The sequence below is a fragment of the Marinomonas vaga genome (assembly GCF_055388305.1).
On record NZ_AP043903.1, the window covers coordinates 1,312,904 to 1,328,450 of the forward strand.

At 49.1% G+C, this 15,547-nt stretch carries 13 protein-coding genes; 2 read left to right on the forward strand and 11 right to left on the reverse strand.

Features of this window, described 5'->3' with window-relative positions; all coding sequences use genetic code 11:
- Positions 1-64 precede the first annotated feature (64 nt).
- Entirely contained in the window at positions 65-1,123 is a 1,059-nt protein-coding gene (locus tag ACZ5DR_RS06095; protein WP_377366006.1) for a LacI family DNA-binding transcriptional regulator, read from the forward strand.
- Positions 1,124-1,148: 25 nt separating this feature from the next.
- Here the strand turns inward: ACZ5DR_RS06095 and ACZ5DR_RS06100 are convergent, their stop codons facing one another.
- The 11 genes from ACZ5DR_RS06100 to ACZ5DR_RS06150 all read right to left on the reverse strand — a co-directional run bounded on the left by ACZ5DR_RS06100 (position 1,149) and on the right by ACZ5DR_RS06150 (position 14,045).
- Positions 1,149-1,847, reverse strand: coding sequence for a 3'-5' exonuclease (locus tag ACZ5DR_RS06100; RefSeq protein WP_377366005.1), 699 nt, complete (start codon positions 1,845-1,847; stop codon positions 1,149-1,151).
- A gap of 9 nt (positions 1,848-1,856) precedes the next feature.
- On the reverse strand, positions 1,857-3,710 hold the full coding sequence (locus ACZ5DR_RS06105; RefSeq protein WP_377366004.1) for a DUF294 nucleotidyltransferase-like domain-containing protein: 1,854 nt from the start codon (positions 3,708-3,710) through the stop codon (positions 1,857-1,859).
- A 13-nt stretch (positions 3,711-3,723) separates the two neighbouring features.
- Positions 3,724-4,287 carry a TMEM165/GDT1 family protein gene (locus ACZ5DR_RS06110; protein WP_377366003.1) on the reverse strand — a complete coding sequence of 188 codons (564 nt, stop codon included), beginning with the start codon at positions 4,285-4,287 and terminating at the stop codon, positions 3,724-3,726.
- 270 nt (positions 4,288-4,557) lie between these two features.
- Positions 4,558-6,144 (reverse strand): BCCT family transporter, encoded by a 1,587-nt coding sequence (locus ACZ5DR_RS06115; RefSeq protein WP_377366002.1) that lies wholly within the window; start codon positions 6,142-6,144, stop codon positions 4,558-4,560.
- Positions 6,145-6,469: 325 nt separating this feature from the next.
- Positions 6,470-7,639 (reverse strand): radical SAM family heme chaperone HemW, encoded by a 1,170-nt coding sequence (gene hemW, locus ACZ5DR_RS06120; protein ID WP_377366001.1) that lies wholly within the window; start codon positions 7,637-7,639, stop codon positions 6,470-6,472.
- Positions 7,636-8,244: an RdgB/HAM1 family non-canonical purine NTP pyrophosphatase gene (rdgB, locus tag ACZ5DR_RS06125; RefSeq protein WP_377366000.1), complete on the reverse strand. Its 609-nt coding sequence runs from the start codon at positions 8,242-8,244 to the stop codon at positions 7,636-7,638. The genes hemW and rdgB overlap by 4 nt, the downstream gene beginning before the upstream one ends.
- Positions 8,245-8,259: 15 nt before the next feature.
- Positions 8,260-8,850: a methionine biosynthesis protein MetW gene (gene metW / locus ACZ5DR_RS06130; protein WP_377365999.1), complete on the reverse strand. Its 591-nt coding sequence runs from the start codon at positions 8,848-8,850 to the stop codon at positions 8,260-8,262.
- Positions 8,851-10,008 (reverse strand): homoserine O-succinyltransferase MetX, encoded by a 1,158-nt coding sequence (gene metX, locus ACZ5DR_RS06135; RefSeq protein ID WP_377365997.1) that lies wholly within the window; start codon positions 10,006-10,008, stop codon positions 8,851-8,853.
- A 166-nt stretch (positions 10,009-10,174) separates the two neighbouring features.
- Positions 10,175-12,061, reverse strand: coding sequence for a methyl-accepting chemotaxis protein (locus ACZ5DR_RS06140; RefSeq protein ID WP_377365996.1), 1,887 nt, complete (start codon positions 12,059-12,061; stop codon positions 10,175-10,177).
- 110 nt (positions 12,062-12,171) lie between these two features.
- Positions 12,172-12,759, reverse strand: a complete 588-nt coding sequence (rsmD, locus tag ACZ5DR_RS06145) for a 16S rRNA (guanine(966)-N(2))-methyltransferase RsmD (RefSeq protein ID WP_377365995.1) — start codon at positions 12,757-12,759, stop codon at positions 12,172-12,174.
- Positions 12,756-14,045, reverse strand: a complete 1,290-nt coding sequence (locus tag ACZ5DR_RS06150) for a hypothetical protein (RefSeq protein ID WP_377365994.1) — start codon at positions 14,043-14,045, stop codon at positions 12,756-12,758. The genes rsmD and ACZ5DR_RS06150 overlap by 4 nt, the downstream gene beginning before the upstream one ends.
- Positions 14,046-14,214: 169 nt before the next feature.
- Here ACZ5DR_RS06150 and ftsY point away from each other — a divergent pair, with 169 nt between their 5' ends.
- Positions 14,215-15,516, forward strand: coding sequence for a signal recognition particle-docking protein FtsY (gene ftsY / locus ACZ5DR_RS06155; protein ID WP_377365993.1), 1,302 nt, complete (start codon positions 14,215-14,217; stop codon positions 15,514-15,516).
- Positions 15,517-15,547 lie beyond the last annotated feature (31 nt).

Consider the following 15,547-nt stretch of genomic DNA (forward strand, 5'->3'; position numbering starts at 1 on the left):
TTTTGCGCCCCAACAGATGAGTTGGGGCGCTTTGTTTACCCGTCGAGTTGTATTGCAGGTTGATATGAAAACGACAATAAAAAAACTCACCCTCAAAGACGTTGCCTTGCATCTGAATGTGTCCACCGCGACCATCTCTAACGCCTTTAATCGTCCTGATCAGCTGTCTGCTGAGCTGCGCGAAAATATTTTGAAGCAGTGTGAAGAGATGGGCTATTACGGCCCCAATGCGGCGGCTCGGAGCTTGCGTACTGGGCGTACTGGGATTGTGGGGATAGTCCTATCGGACGAGCTGAGTTATTCCCTGTCTGATCCGGTTGCCAATCAGTTTATTACAGGTATGGCGGAAGTCTTTGAAGCCAATGATTACAACATGCTGCTGTTGTCCGCGACAGAAGCCAAGCAGGATGTGCAAACGCGCATGCAGTCGTCCATGGTGGATGGCTTTATCGTCTATGGACACAAGCCCCAGCAGTACCATAGTGCGCCTTGGTTAGATGCGCGCAAAAATGTGGTTACGGTCGACAGTGCCATTCCCGGCACCCCATCGGTGAATGTGACCAATGAAAAGGGCGCCTACGACATTGCCAAGCATGCTCTAGTGCATCAGCCTGAGCATATTGCGATATTGGGATTAGCCTTATTAGAAACGGATCGAGTGTGTCGCATACGTGATGACGAGCTGTTTGATGCGGCGGCGTCAATCTCGATTCAGCGTCTGGCGGGCTATCGCAGGGCCTTGCAAGAAGCTCAAGTAGAGCTGCCTCCAGAGTTGATCTGGAACATTCCCCATAACGATCATAAGTTGGCTTATCAAGCGGCTAGAGAAGCCCTCACCATGGCTAATCGCCCTCAGTTATTACTTTGCATGAGTGATCGGATTGCTTTGGCGGCGCTTCAGACAGCATTGCAAATGGGCCTTCGCGTACCGGAAGATCTGCAAGTGGTGGGATTCGATGGCATTCCAGAAAGCGAGACTTTCCATCCTTCCATTACTACTGTGTATCAGCAGACTGTTGCCAAAGGCCGCATTGCCGCGGAGATTTTTTTAGGTTTGCGTGAGTCAAAAGATGTGGAGCTTGAAACCCAACTAGTGGTGCGGGAAAGTTGTCCCGCACTCTAGCGTGTTATTGTGAACCGAGGAATGGTTAGCAGTAATAATCCTTTAGGGGGCGCTCGACATCTAAGTGGTGTGCTGCTTGCGCTTGCAAAAGCTCTGCGCAAGAGATGGCATCAATCAAGGCTTGATGGGCGCGGTAGCGGGGGAGATTGTAGCGCTGGCGACAAGCATCTAAACGGACGGAAGGTTGTCTACCAAAGCGTTTCCACCAAGGTTTGTGGATGATGGCCGCCTCAAGGGCCATGGTATCTACCATGGGAAACAGTAATGGCTCACCGAAGTATTTTTGTGCCGCTTGATAAAGAAACGGGCGTTCAATAGCGGCGCAATGGACCACCACCACTTTACCGGCGATCGCCTCTAAAACGTCGTCCAAAAAGCTGGAAAGTCGCGGGGCATCCTTGATCTCTTCATGGGTGATTTCATGAATGGTAACGGATTCTGCTGTCAGTGGACCATGGGGCTTAGCGAGCCAATAGCGGGCTTGATTGAGAGGAATACGATCCAATGTCATATCCACTAAACCAATGCTCACAATGTCGTCCGTATCAGGGTCCAGTCCAGTGGTTTCAATGTCTAATGCTACCAGCGGCGCCTCTTGGAGATTGCCATCAAAACGAGCGGCTCCGGCTTCATAAAACGCTTTAAGCTCAGGCGTTTGCACTTCTTTGGCAAGCTGTGCGAAGGTCGCCTGCCAATCATCGGGTGTTTCATAAGGTGATTGCATAATGTGGAACTAACCCTTCCCTGGATAGCGGTATTTCAAGAACTCTTGCTGACGCGAAACAATGTTAAAAGCGTCCCTCAAATGGCGCTTCTCGAAGGCTGAAAGCGTTTCTGGGTCAACCTTGTTATCAGGTTCTTCACCGTTCTCGATTTGAGACTTTTGGTTTTTGATACGCACCATGCCAATCATTTCCAAGGCGAGGATCAAGTCTCGTGCTCTGCCGTCTGGCATCACCCCCGCTTCTTCGATGTCTTCCAAGCGTTCGAAGGTATTGAGCTTAGAAGACCCTAGTGCCAAGGCATGTACCCGCACCAAATCACAAATCGGAGCAATACCACGACCTTTTAGGTTAAAGGTACGGGACTGTTTGCCTTCATCATCCAATACAAATTGACGGAAGAACCCTAGCGGTGGCGTGCGTTGGTTAGCGTTGCGCGCCAAGGCAGATAAGAAACCTTTGTGGCTTTGGGCCTGTTCGCGAATGTGACGATTAAGCTGCTTGGCGAACATCTTATCCCCATAAATGCCCCGTAGGTCAAAGAAGATCGACAGATGCAGTAGAGCTTCTGCTTTTGGCTTGAGGATCCACTCAGAGAATTGCTCTTTCCATTGAGAAAGAGTCATACGCCATTTGGGGTTCATGGCCATGATCTCCCCAGTACAAAGCGGATAGCCGCATTTGTCTAAGTTGTTACAAACGTATTCGCTCAGCTCCCGGAAGTAATCGCCGTGCTCTGCTTCGTTATAACGATCACTTAAGATCATGGCATTGTCTTGGTCGGTGCTAATGGTTTGCTCTTCCCGAGCTTGGGAGCCTAGGGCCAAGAAACAGTAGGGGACTGGCGCTGGACCAAGCTGTTGCTCACCCAGCTGTAATAGACGCTTCACAAATGCGACGCCAATGTGGGACAAAGCGTTGCCGATCATTTGTGTGTTGGCATCTGCATTCACCAGCTGAGTGAAAGTGTGAGTCATTTTTTTACTGATGCTGACCAGGCCTTCGATGCTTTCTTGTTTGAAAATATCGCTGATGACATAGATGGAGCCATGGCTTTCCCGTTGCACCAAGTCACCGGTGCTGATGACACCAATAGGGCGGTCTTTCTTGAGCACAGGCAAATGGTGAATGTTTGCTGACATCATTTTTAACACGGCTTCAGAGGCAAAATCCCCCGCGTCCACGGAGATAGGATCACGGGTCATGACGGTGCTGACACCCGTGTCGAAAGGCAAACCCTTTGCCACTACTCGGTTGCGTAAATCCCGGTCGGTTAAAATGCCCACCAGCATATCGTTTTCGGTAATCAGTAATGAGGAGACTCGCTCCTCAGCCATGATGTTAGCGGCGGTCATAATATCAACGCTTTGATCAGCGGTGATGGGCTGACGGCGTAAGAGACTGTGAATTGGACAGGTCATTAACGACAAGTCTGAGGACTGGCTGTCCATGGCGGCTTTCAAACGTACTTCTCGAGATACTTCAAAGAAGTCAGAAAATGCGTCGAAATCCGTATAAAACTGAATAAACCAACGTGCCGGAATGCGATAGAGGAGTGTGTCCTCTAAAGCGCGCATGGTTTGTGAAGACTTACCCCCTCGGAGCAGTGACGAAGATCCGAAGATGTCACCTTCATGCATGCGTCGCAGTAGCTTGCCCTCTCTGCCCTTGGACTCTACTGCGCCGCTGCGAATGAAGAATAACGTTTCATTCCGTTCTTCAGGGGCGATGGCCCATTGTCCCGCTCGGAGGTATTGGATTTCGATGTCTTTTACCATCTCTTGCAAGATGGGTTCGTCTTTTAGGTCCGCAAACGGTGCGTACTCACAAAGGGTGTCCAATATTTCCGAGAGTTCAATGTCCATAATATCCTCGTAATTACATGACTGGATAAATGATCGCGCTAATACCCAGTACGACAAATAGAATACAAGCAGCGATTCGTGTTTTCGCCGGGTTGATGCGTTGCATTAACCAGTTACCTGCAAACACGACAGGTACGTTTGCTAACAGCATACCTATGGTTGAGCCCACGGTCACCCAAAGTACTGATTGATAGTTAGCCCCAAGTATAACGGTGGCCAATTGTGTCTTGTCACCGATTTCCGCTAGGAAAAAGAGAACAAACGTCGCAATAAACGCACCAGATTTCATAACGTTGCTTTCTTCACTGTCATCCTTATCAGGGATCAAGATCCATAAGCCTACTGCTATAAAGCTAGCACCGACTAACCAATTTACCCAACCTTCAGGCACCCAGTCAGCAACTTGTGCGCCAAACCATGCCGAAGCTAAGTGGTTAAGAATAGTCGCGGCAAGAATACCAAGAACGATTTGAAATTTAGAAGAGAATCGTGTCGCAAGAAAGAGTGCCAGAAGCTGGGTTTTATCACCCATTTCTGCCAGTGCGACAGTTGAAATTGAGGTTAGTAAGGCTTCCATTTGTGTTTCCGTGGTGGGCGATTAAACATAAGACAATGAACCTGTGCCCACCTGAGCCAAGTCATCGTCTTAAGTCTCATCAATCCGAAGCGCTAAGGCTCTAGGACTCTCCTGCCATGAGCTTGAGGCTCAATTATGTTGACAGAGGATCTTCACAGATAGGAAGAAGATTACTCCCTTAAGAGGTGAAGCAATTCTAATCTAAGGGCTCCCCAAACGCAACAAAGGCGAGCTAAGCCCGCCTTTGCGAAGGTAATTTGTTAGGAACGATTATTTCCCGACAAATTTAAGGTCTTGTTTTAGGCCGATAAACAAGCTGACACACATAACCAGCATCAACAAGGTAAACGGTAGACCTATGGTAATCGCCGCAGCTTGGATGGCGGTCAAGGCGTCGGAGCCACCGCCTACCAACAAGGCAATCGCAATAATACCTTCCATCACAGCCCAGAAAATACGCTGAGACATAGGTGCATCTGTCTTACCACCGGCAGTGATGCCATCGATAACCAGTGAACCAGAGTCAGAAGAGGTCACGAAGAACACCAAGACCAATACGATACCCACAAATGAAATCACAGAGGTAAGTGGCAACTGCTCAAACATTTGGAACATGGCCAACGATACTTCTGAGATACCACCTGACAGAGCACCTACACCGTTTTCTACTTGCTCGATAGCAGAGCCACCGAAGATCGCCATCCACACAAGGGATACGGCAGTCGGTACAAGCAATACGGCAATGATGAACTCACGTACGGTACGGCCACGAGATACGCGGGCGATAAACATACCAACAAATGGTGACCAGCTAATCCACCAAGCCCAGTAGAAGATTGTCCAGCCGTGGTAGAAGGTTTGGTCATCACGACCAATCCAGTTACTTAGAGGAATAATGTTTTCAACATAGCCTAGGAAGAAACTACCAATGGCAGCGAAGATGGCACCCGTATGACCAACGATCACGATGAACAAAGCCAATACTGCTGCAATGATCATGTTAACGTTCGAAAGCAGCTTCACACCACCGTCTAGACCACGAGCAACCGAAATAATGGCAACACCGGTAACAGCGATGATGACACAGATCTGAGTGGCTAGCGTGTTTGGTAAACCAAATAGGAAATGTAAACCAGACGTTGCTTGCTGTGCGCCAAACCCTAGGGATGTTGCCAAACCAAAGATGGTCGCAATTACCGATAGGATGTCGACAAAGTGGCCCAAAGTACCCCAGACACGCTCACCGAAAAGTGGGTAGAACGCAGAACGGATGGTTAAAGGCAAACCTTTGTTGTACGCGAAGAAAGCGAGGGACAAAGCCACAACCGCATAGATGGCCCATGGGTGTAGACCCCAGTGGAACATGGTTGCACCCATTGCTAAGCGAGCCGCTTCAGGAGTATTTGCTTCCACATTAAGCGGTGTGCCGTACCAGCCTGTGTAGTAAGCCACAGGTTCTGCCACACTCCAGAACATCAAACCAATACCCATACCTGCTGCAAACAGCATACAGAACCAGGCTATCGTAGAGTGTTCGGATTTGGCTTCTGTACCGCCTAATCGGATTTTACCCATTGGGAGAACGATTAAGACTAAACAGAATAAAACAAATAGGTTACCAGAAATGGCAAAGAACCAATCGAAGTTGTTGATTGACCAACCGCGAGCGGCCATTAAAAGCTCTTTGGCGTCACCAGGGAAAACGATAGAGCCAATAACGAAGGCTAAAATGATTAGGGCACTGATGCCGAAGACTGGATTGTGTACATCTAAGCCAAGGAACTGAACGTTATCCTGTCCGACCTTGTAGGATGTGCTGTACTCTTCCCGCCCTTTTGGCGGAGTAGTATTACTCATCTTTTATCTCCCAATTATTAAGATGGTAACAATTGGAATGACGGCAAAGGAGAGAGTCACGTTTCGACGCTGCCTAAAAACAACCATTCCAATTGTCGCTGTGCTTTTACTCTAACGAAGCGAGTAAAACTATTCACAAAAGTGTGCTGAGGGACGCACATGTACAGGCAAAGGCCTGATTGAAATAGAAGCTTTGACACTTCAACTTGGCTAAAAAATCGCCAAAACGTTCAAGGTTGTCATATAAGATCGCCTATAAAACAACCTGATGGAAGGCAGAATGACAGCAAAATACTTAGATGTCAAATTATTGTAAGTGTAAGTATTATTCTGGCAAGAAAAGTTCGAGTAACTCATTGAGGAATAATTTACCCTTTTCTGTGGTGCTTATTATTCCATTTTTCCATAAGTTTTCACTTAATAATCCGCGGGTTGCGGCAATCTCACAGGCGCTTTTTAACACGGCTGGTACAGGGCGATAACCATATTGCTCAAAGGCTTTTAGGGGGAAACTTTCAAACAAGCGTAAGCGATTCATCATGAACTCTAAAGGCAAATCTTCTGGCTCAATGGCGTCTTTGATGCATAAGGCTTCAGGCAAATTGCTCAGGTAATGATTTGGGTGGCGAGTTTTGCGGGTACGAAAAATCTGCCCATCGGGCAGGGTGATTTTACCGTGGGCGCCAGCGCCAATCCCTAGATAATCCCCAAATCGCCAGTAATTGAGATTGTGTTTGGCTTCACGCCCCGCTTTTGCATTGGCGGAAACTTCGTACTGGTGATAACCCTTTTGCTCCAGTAGTGCTAACCCTTCGTCTTGGATATTCCATAGGGTATTGTCTTCTGGCAAGGTGGGCGGTCGACGATAGAACTCAGTATTGGGCTCAATGGTCAGTTGATACCAAGACAGGTGCTCAGGGTTCAAATCGATGGCGAGTTGCAGATCTTCCAGAGCCATGGCGGTGGTTTGATCCGGCAAACCATGCATCAGGTCTAAGTTGATGTTATCGAATCCAGCGGCCCGTGACTTATCCACAGCGTGCAAGGCTTCTTCGCGATTGTGGATTCTTCCTAAGGTTTTCAACAGGTTTGGCTGAAAACTTTGGATACCAATGGAAAGGCGATTAATCCCCGCTTGACGAAAGTGGGCGAACTTTTCTTGTTCGAAGGTGCCGGGGTTCGCTTCCATGGTGATTTCGGCATTGTCCACCCAAGTCAGTTTGCTGCGCAGGGCATCCATTAATTGGTAATAAAAATCTGCGCTCATGAGGCTGGGCGTGCCGCCGCCAATAAAAGCTGTTTGAATGGGGCGATCTGCCACGTAAGGCAGGTCAACTTCTAAATCTGCCAGTAGCTGATCCAAGTAGGCCTGCTCGGGCAGCTTACCTTGCTCTTCAAAACGGTCCGCTTGGTGGGAGTTGAAGTCACAGTACGGGCACTTACGTACGCACCAAGGGACGTGAATGTAGAGGCTTAAAGGCGGCAGGGCGCTCATGACAGAATGTTGCCTGCTTGTAGCGCATCAAACAGTTGCGTTAGAGCTTTCGCTCGATGGCTCAGCTGGTTTTTTTCATCTTTGGACAGGCTTGCAGAGCTGCAGCCTTTTTCGGGTACATAAAAGATAGGGTCATAGCCAAATCCTTCCACCCCTTCTGCAGATTCTAAAATGCGACCTTCCCAGCTGCCGTGGGCAATAATGGGGGTCGGATCATCTTTGTGACGCATGAAAGCTAAGACGCAATGGAAGCGTGCGGTACGTTGCTCTGCGGGAACCCCTGCTAGCTTTTCGAGTAGTAGGGCGTTGTTGGCTTCGTTATCCCCGTGGCCGCCTGCAAAACGAGCGGAGTATATGCCTGGTGCGCCATTTAAGTAGTCCACTTCAATACCCGAATCGTCCGCCAAAGCTGGTAAACCTGTCTTTTCGCAGGCATGGCGGGCTTTGATGATGGCGTTTTCAATAAAGGTTAAACCGGTCTCGTCTGCGTCTTCCACTTTGAAGTCACCTTGAGGTTTTACTTCCACATCAAAGGCATCAAACAGTCGGTTGAATTCTTTTATTTTGCCCGCGTTATTGCTGGCAAGCACAATGGTTTGGCTCATGGGTAGATCTCTATATTAACGGCTAACGTGAAAGATGGCCGTTTCGCTGAAAAGGTTAGGCATCATGCGAGTCCACCAATGATCTCGTAATTGTCCGTCAACGGCGGCCCAGCGTAGTACTTTTAAGTCTTTCTGCTGACATAAGTCGCGAAAATCGTTGAAAGTACAGAAGTGGATGTTCGGTGTGTCATACCAGTTATAAGGCAAAAACTCAGACACGGGCATATGCCCCTTGATGCCTAGGTGAATGCGGTTACGCCAATGACCGAAGTTTGGGAAAGTGATGATGGCTTCTTTACCAATGCGCAACATCTCATCTAACAATAGATCAGGGCGTCGGAATTGCTGCAGGGCGTGGGCCATGACGACCACGTCAAAACTTTGCAAATCAAAGTTCTGTAAGCCTTCGTCGATGTCTTGCTCTAACACCGGAATGCCTTTTTCAATACAGAAGTTAATGTTCTCTGCATCGATTTCGAGTCCATAGCCGGTGGTGTTCTTATGCTCCGCTAGGTGTTCTAACAGAGCGCCATTGCCACAGCCAAGGTCGAGTACTCGCGAGTCTTTAGCGATCCAGTCACTGATTAATTCGAGGTCAGCGCGCATTTAGACATTCTCCTTTGGTAGACGTTTTGCAATGCGGCCTAAAAAGCCACGCATCGCCGCCATGTAGCGGGGAATCGGGAACAAAAAGGCGTCATGGCCTTCGATGGAGTCAATCTTGGTGTAGGTGACGTGTTTGTCAGAGCGTATCAAGGCGTCGACGATTTCTTCACTACGTTCTGGGGCAAAGCGCCAATCCGTGGTGAAGGACACCAATAAGAACTCACATTGAGCCTTAGAAAGTACCTTGGCTAAATCGCCACCTTCTCTAGCAGCTGGATCGAAGTAATCCAATGCCTTGGTCATCAGCATATAGGTATTGGCGTCAAAACGTTTGGTGAAGGCTTCCCCTTGATAACGCAGGTAGCTTTCCACTTCAAATTCGATTTCATAGTTGTACTGGTAGGCATCATGACGCATCTGACGGCCAAACTTGTTACCCATGGAATCATCAGACAAGTAAGTAATGTGACCAAGCATGCGGGCTAAGCCAAGGCCATTGGTGGGGACAGCATTGTGTTCCACATATTGCCCATCGAAGAATTCTGGGTCACGGCGAATGGACTGACGAGCCACTTCATTAAAGGCAATGTTTTGCGTTGATAGTTTAGGCGCCGAGGCAATGATCGCCGCCCCTTGCAAACGATCTGGATAACGGATGCTCCATTCCAGTACCTGCATACCGCCCAAGCTGCCTCCGACAATGGCAGCAAAGGTTTTGATCCCTAGTCGATCGGCTAGGCGAGCTTGGCTCTCAACCCAGTCTTCCACGGTGACAAATGGAAACTCTGCTCCCCAAACTTTGCCTGTGGCTGGGTTGACCGTAGTGGGCCCTGTGCTACCACAACAGCCGCCTAGATTGTTAAGGCTGATGACAAAGAAAACGTTGGTATCGATGGGTTTGCCTGGGCCAATAGCGCTGTCCCACCAGCCGGGTTTACGGTCTTCCATGGAATGATAGCCGGCCGCGTGATGGTCACCGCTCAAGGCGTGACAAATCAAAATCGCATTGCTGGCATCCGCATTAAGCGTGCCGTAGGTTTCGTAGATAAGCTGATAGGTTGGCAGCGTTTGGCCACAAGCGAGAATCAGCGGCTCATCAAACTGGGCCACTTTTGGTGACACGAGCCCTACTGAGTCGGCAGGAAGGGTATCCGGCATAGGTTGTACGTTTCCTGATGAATGAAAGCGAAAACACCGCAAAGTATTGCGGCCAATGGAATCATGGTAAATGGACGCACAGTCTAGCGTTTGCGCTGTGTGGCATCAAGAGAGAGTGGTTAAAAGCCAGCCTGCTCAGACAGGCTGGCGTGTTAATGATGGGCTTTTAGGACAGGGTAAAGACGCGGGTTTTATCGGCTAAGGTATTGGCCATATCATGGATCTGGCGAGCGTTCCCCACGATCTGTTCAATGGAGCTGGTGTCTTCCCTTAGTTGCTGGGCGATCTGTTCCATTTCGGTACTCATTTCCACCGCTGTTGACGCCACATCTTGAATGGAAGCGGCCATCTCATCGGACGCTTGATAGCTGGTTTGCGCATTGGTTTCTATGGTGCGCATGGCTTCTTCTGCTTCGTTACCACTTTGTTCAATGACGCTTAGGCGCTGTTGGCCTTTTTCCATAGTGCTAATGGCGGACTGGGTAGACGACTGAATAGTGCCGACTATGTCTGTGATTTTAGACGTCGCATCCACGGTTTTTTCTGCCAAAGAGCGGACTTCGTCCGCTACCACAGAGAAGCCTCGTCCTGCTTCCCCTGCACGGGCGGCTTCAATGGCGGCGTTAAGGGCGAGTAGGTTGGTTTGGTTGGCAAGGTCATTGATCATGTTGATCACGTTGTCGATGTCCGTGGACAAACGGCCCAGTTCATTTAACTCTTGGCTTGTCAGGTTAACCGCTTCTACCGTGTCTTTCAGGTTGTCTAATACCTCGCGGATGGTTTTTGCACCGGCTTTCGCGGATTGATAGGTTTCGCTGGAGTGCTCTCGTAGGTTGTCAGTGGTGGTCGACAAGGTGGTGATGCGGGTAGAGATGTCGTCAGTGGACTCCGCTAAGGAGTTAGTACGTTGGTTAACCGAGCGGTTGTTGTCGGCAATATTGCCAATGGCTTGGCTTAATCCTGTGATCATGGTGCCGACACTACCGGTGGTGATCACGACTTCGGATAAGACATTGCCAAGGCCGCCAGTCATTTCATTGAGGGAGCGACTGAGGGCATCGAACTCGTCGTTGCGTTTATCGTTGATCACTGCTTTGGAGGTCATGTCGCCGTCTTTTACTTTTGTTAAGTCAGCAATTACACGGTTAAGGGTGTTTCGGGCGCTACGGCCAATACTTAGCATTAGCAGAATGGAGACAATAGACACGGCCACACTGACGCCGAGGAGGGCTATTAAAGATTGATCACTGCTGGCTTCTGCCTCGTTTTCCGCAGCGATGATATAAGTGGTCAGTAGATCCGCTAGGGCGACTTGTGTTTCGGCGAAAGCGTCTTTTTCTGCATCGAAGGTGGTTTCAGCGGCATCTAAAGCACTGAAGGCTGAGCCATAAGCAAGAATGGCATCGTGGTACTGGGCCGCGGTTTGCCCATGGGTATCTTGGAAACCAAAGTTGTCTACCCGTGCCATAAAGCGCTCATAGCTGGCGTCTAATTCTGCAAGGACTTCCGGACTTGGGCTGCTTAAGTAGGTGCCTTCTGCTTTACGTACGTTGACGAACTCCCTTTTCAGTAGGCTGAGAGCGGCAATATCATTACTAATTTTGTTGCCGAGAGAAGTGATTTGTCCCTTCAAGCCGGAGCTGTTGTCGAAGCCAATGACACTACGTTGGTAGGCGAGCTCCAGTAGCGCGTCAGCGTAGCGAGACAGTTCATCTTGTGAGGCTTGCAGCGCATTGATCAGTTGATCACTTTGGGCGCGTTCAATGCTATCGCTTAAAGCTTGTAGGTCAGCCGCTTTTTGCGCTTTTAGATCATTGGCATAGGCTTCGTAAGTGTCATTGTTTAGACCGCGAAGTCGGTCAGCTGCCTCTAGAATGCCTAAGCTCATTCGGTCAACGCTGGTTTGAATGCTACCAAACACACGCAGCTGAGCGTTTGCCTGCTTTTGGGAATGCATGCCTTGGATGGCAGTCCAAGTGACCAAGGCGAAGCCAATAATGGCGCACAATAATAAGATGATGAGTTTTGCACGAAACGAGAGATTCTTGAGCATAATACAACCGCACCTATATAAAGAGAGTCATGTTCTGGTGAACAGGGCTGTGCAATATCTGTGCACGTTTTTATGGTAATAAAAACGTGCCATAGGAGCGGTGAGGTAGGTCAGGCGTTGCGGTACAAAGAAAACGTCAGCTGTCCCGCGACTTTTTCTTTTTCTAGCTGCCAGTTGTCCGGTAACTCAAGGGACTTCTCACTTTCTCTTTCAATGTAGATGTAGCCTTGAGGCTTGATCCAACCAGATGTCAGCAGAGGAATAACTTGATCTAACAAGTCCTTGCGAAAGGGCGGATCCAAGAAAACCACATCAAACCCGGTCGCAGGTTGTCGCAAAAAGGTTGTGGCATCGGTATTGATAACACTTCCATTATGGGCCTGTAGGGTTTTTAGGTTTGTTTTGATTTGCTCCGAAACGGAGCGATTTAGTTCTACAAAGGTACAGTCTTTTGCACCACGGGAGAGCGCTTCAAAGCCGAGTGCCCCTGAACCACAGAATAAGTCCAAACAAGAGGCCCCAGGAATATCGAAGTTAAGCCAGTTGAATACTGTCTCTCGAACACGGTCAGTGGTAGGCCTTAATCCTTCGATGTTTGGAATCGGTAATTGGCGTGAACGCCACTCTCCGCCAATAATGCGAAGTTTTGAGTGGGAGGCGGATTTTGAGGTTGAGCGTTTGCCTGAAGGCTTCTTCATTGTTTGACCTGAACTTCTTGTCGCGAGGACGGTATTAGGAGCGCATCAATATGCTGCTGATATTGCTCTATTGTAAAAGAGTTCGCCGCGTCACTGTAGCTTTTGCTGAAAGTTTCAAGAGACAGTGGACTGTCTGGCAAGGCAACACGGGTGCCCATGATGGCCCACCAGCTAGGGTTCTTGGCCAAGGCTTCCAGTTGATTCAAAAGCTGGGCTTTCAGTTCGTTAAAACGTCCAGTGTCTGTGTAGCTAGGTAGCTTTTCGCTGGCGAACCAGCTGGATGCAGCTGTTAAGGGTTGTTGGTCGTCTATAAACACTTGAGTTGGCACGTCTATCTGCCAATTGGCGTAGGCAAGTTGGCGACCTAAGTGCAGCTCCCATTGGGGCACCTGGCTACCGACCTGATCCTGCTGTGCTTGCAACATATCTCGTACCCAGATTTGCTGTGCTAGCCAGTCTTCTACAGAAGCTAAGGGCTCCATTGCCACAACGCCATAGATGGCGCTGAGGTCATTGTTGCCCAATATTGCGGTAGCTGGCTGGGTAGGGAGCTGCCAAGAGACAGGGTAAAGGTTATGCTGCAATGATTTCGTCATAGATGAAAGCCCCCTCGCCAAGACCCGCTGAGCGTTTTCGTCCATGGCGCCTGCGATTAAAATGTGGGACACGTGAGCTTTTAGATGCTGCAAATAGGTGTTTATATCTTCTAAGGTGAGTGCTTGTTTTGGCTGTGAAAAGGGGGCGTCCGGCGCGTAGAAAAATTGCTGCCAAAGCTGTTGCTCGGCAGGGTCGGGGGTGTATTGGCGTTGCCAAGTTTCCAGGGGTGTGGCTTTGAGTTGGGTGTTATTAAACCAAGTGTCTAACACCTTCAAGGCGGGCGCTAGGTATTGTGGTTGGCTACTTAAGGTGACATTCAGAGTCTGTTGAAGATGATCAAAACTGCTATCAACGCTGGCCGCTGCAGGGGCTAAGCGCTGGTTAATGGTGGCCGTGCTAAGAGGTAGGCTAGGGCCAAGCATCATCCCCAAGGTGGCAGCGGTGAGTGGCGCGTTACGAGTATCCCCTTGAAAGACAAAAGAAATCGCTAGCTTATCCTGGCCCTCCCAAATACCTTGGTTTACCCAATAAACTGGGATGTCTGACTCGGTTTGCCAAGTTTCAATATTTGGTGTCGCCAACTGAGTATGAGGCGCAGTAAGGTTGAGCAGCCAAATAGCCAGTGTGCAAGCAACTATGATGACCGCTAGTACTGGGCGGCTAAACAAGGGTTTATCGCGTTTAATCATAAAAAATGTCGCATGATCAGAGGTTTGATATGCATTTTTCCACGAAAGTGGGGCTTTTTGCCAATAGGAATGATGCTAAAATCACCGCTTTTAAGGCATTTACGCAGGTTTTGAGAGTAGGTGCTGTTGCCCATATCCCCTTAAACGGGGCAGATCTAGAGAGATGTGAATGGAATTTGTTAACCAGATTATTGCTTACCTAACGCCGTATTTCGGCGAGTACGCGCGTTTTGCTCCGATCGTTATCGGTGCCATCTTGGCCATTATTGCGTTTGTGATAAAACGCAAAGTGATAAAGGGGATGGATGCGGACATCAAAGCTGGCAAAGACAAGACGCCAGAAGAGTCTTCCGTAAACGAAGTAGAACAGACAGAAGAACCCCTATCTCCTGCCTCTAAGGACAACAAGGCTGACGTTGCAGAAGCCCAGTCAGCTCAAGTTGATCCCCCTGAGCCGGTGGAAACAGAGGTTAAGCCTGAGCCAGCCCTTAACCCTGAGCCAAAGGCCACTGAGCCTGCTCCTTTGGAACAAACGCCAGCGGCACCTAGCTTATCTTGGTCCCAGCGTATTAAGGCTGGGTTATCTCGTACACGAAATGGTCTTGGATCGGGGTTGTCTAGCATCGTATTGGGCAGCAAGAAAATCGATGATGACCTGCTAGAAGAGCTCGAAACTCAGCTTCTTATGGCGGATGTGGGGATGGACGCTACCACAGAGCTAATGGGGACATTGACAGAGAAGTTGAACCGTAAAGAGTTGAAAGATGGCCCTGGGGTATTGGCGACGCTAAAGGATGAGCTTAACCACATTCTTCGTAACTCCGAGCAGGAGCTGAATCCAACTAAGGCTGATGGCCCGTTTGTGATCCTGATGGTTGGGGTTAATGGGGTGGGTAAAACCACTACCATTGGTAAATTAGCGAAGAAATATCAAGCGGATGGTAAGAGTGTGATGTTGGCGGCCGGAGATACCTTCCGTGCTGCTGCAGTGGAGCAGCTCCAAGTCTGGGGGGAACGTAACAATGTTCCTGTTGTCGCACAACATACCGGTGCTGATTCTGCGTCAGTGATTTACGATGCCATCGAATCCGCTAAAGCCCGTGGGGTAGATGTGGTGATTGCTGACACCGCAGGTCGTTTGCAAAATAAAGCGAACCTCATGAGCGAACTTGAGAAAGTGGTTCGAGTTATGAAGAAGCTAGATGTGGAAGCGCCCCATGAAGTGATGTTGGTGCTGGATGCAGGCACCGGACAAAACGCCTTGAGCCAAGCCAAGCTCTTCACCGAAGCCGTTGGTGTGTCAGGTATTACGTTAACCAAGCTGGATGGTACCGCAAAAGGTGGCATTATCTTCGCCATTGCGAAACAGTTTGGTCTACCAATTCGCTACATCGGAGTGGGTGAACAAGTGGATGATCTGCGTCCGTTCAAATCCCAAGAATTTGTTGACGCCTTGTTCGATAGTGAGTAACAGTTAACCACTAACACTGAAAACGGGAAGT

Excerpts from the sequence above, each read along its gene's own strand:
- ACZ5DR_RS06095 (WP_377366006.1), top strand. The coding sequence starts at position 65 with ATGAAAACGACAATAAAAAAACTCACCCTCAAAGACGTTGCCTTGCAT.
- metW (WP_377365999.1), bottom strand. The coding sequence starts at position 8,850 with ATGCGCGCTGACCTCGAATTAATCAGTGACTGGATCGCTAAAGACTCG.
- ftsY (WP_377365993.1), top strand. The coding sequence starts at position 14,215 with ATGGAATTTGTTAACCAGATTATTGCTTACCTAACGCCGTATTTCGGC.
- rdgB (WP_377366000.1), bottom strand. The coding sequence starts at position 8,244 with ATGAGCCAAACCATTGTGCTTGCCAGCAATAACGCGGGCAAAATAAAA.
- ACZ5DR_RS06140 (WP_377365996.1), bottom strand. The coding sequence starts at position 12,061 with ATGCTCAAGAATCTCTCGTTTCGTGCAAAACTCATCATCTTATTATTG.
- ACZ5DR_RS06110 (WP_377366003.1), bottom strand. The coding sequence starts at position 4,287 with ATGGAAGCCTTACTAACCTCAATTTCAACTGTCGCACTGGCAGAAATG.
- hemW (WP_377366001.1), bottom strand. The coding sequence starts at position 7,639 with ATGAGCGCCCTGCCGCCTTTAAGCCTCTACATTCACGTCCCTTGGTGC.
- rsmD (WP_377365995.1), bottom strand. The coding sequence starts at position 12,759 with ATGAAGAAGCCTTCAGGCAAACGCTCAACCTCAAAATCCGCCTCCCAC.
- ACZ5DR_RS06115 (WP_377366002.1), bottom strand. The coding sequence starts at position 6,144 with ATGAGTAATACTACTCCGCCAAAAGGGCGGGAAGAGTACAGCACATCC.
- ACZ5DR_RS06105 (WP_377366004.1), bottom strand. The coding sequence starts at position 3,710 with ATGGACATTGAACTCTCGGAAATATTGGACACCCTTTGTGAGTACGCA.
- metX (WP_377365997.1), bottom strand. The coding sequence starts at position 10,008 with ATGCCGGATACCCTTCCTGCCGACTCAGTAGGGCTCGTGTCACCAAAA.
- ACZ5DR_RS06100 (WP_377366005.1), bottom strand. The coding sequence starts at position 1,847 with ATGCAATCACCTTATGAAACACCCGATGATTGGCAGGCGACCTTCGCA.
- ACZ5DR_RS06150 (WP_377365994.1), bottom strand. The coding sequence starts at position 14,045 with ATGATTAAACGCGATAAACCCTTGTTTAGCCGCCCAGTACTAGCGGTC.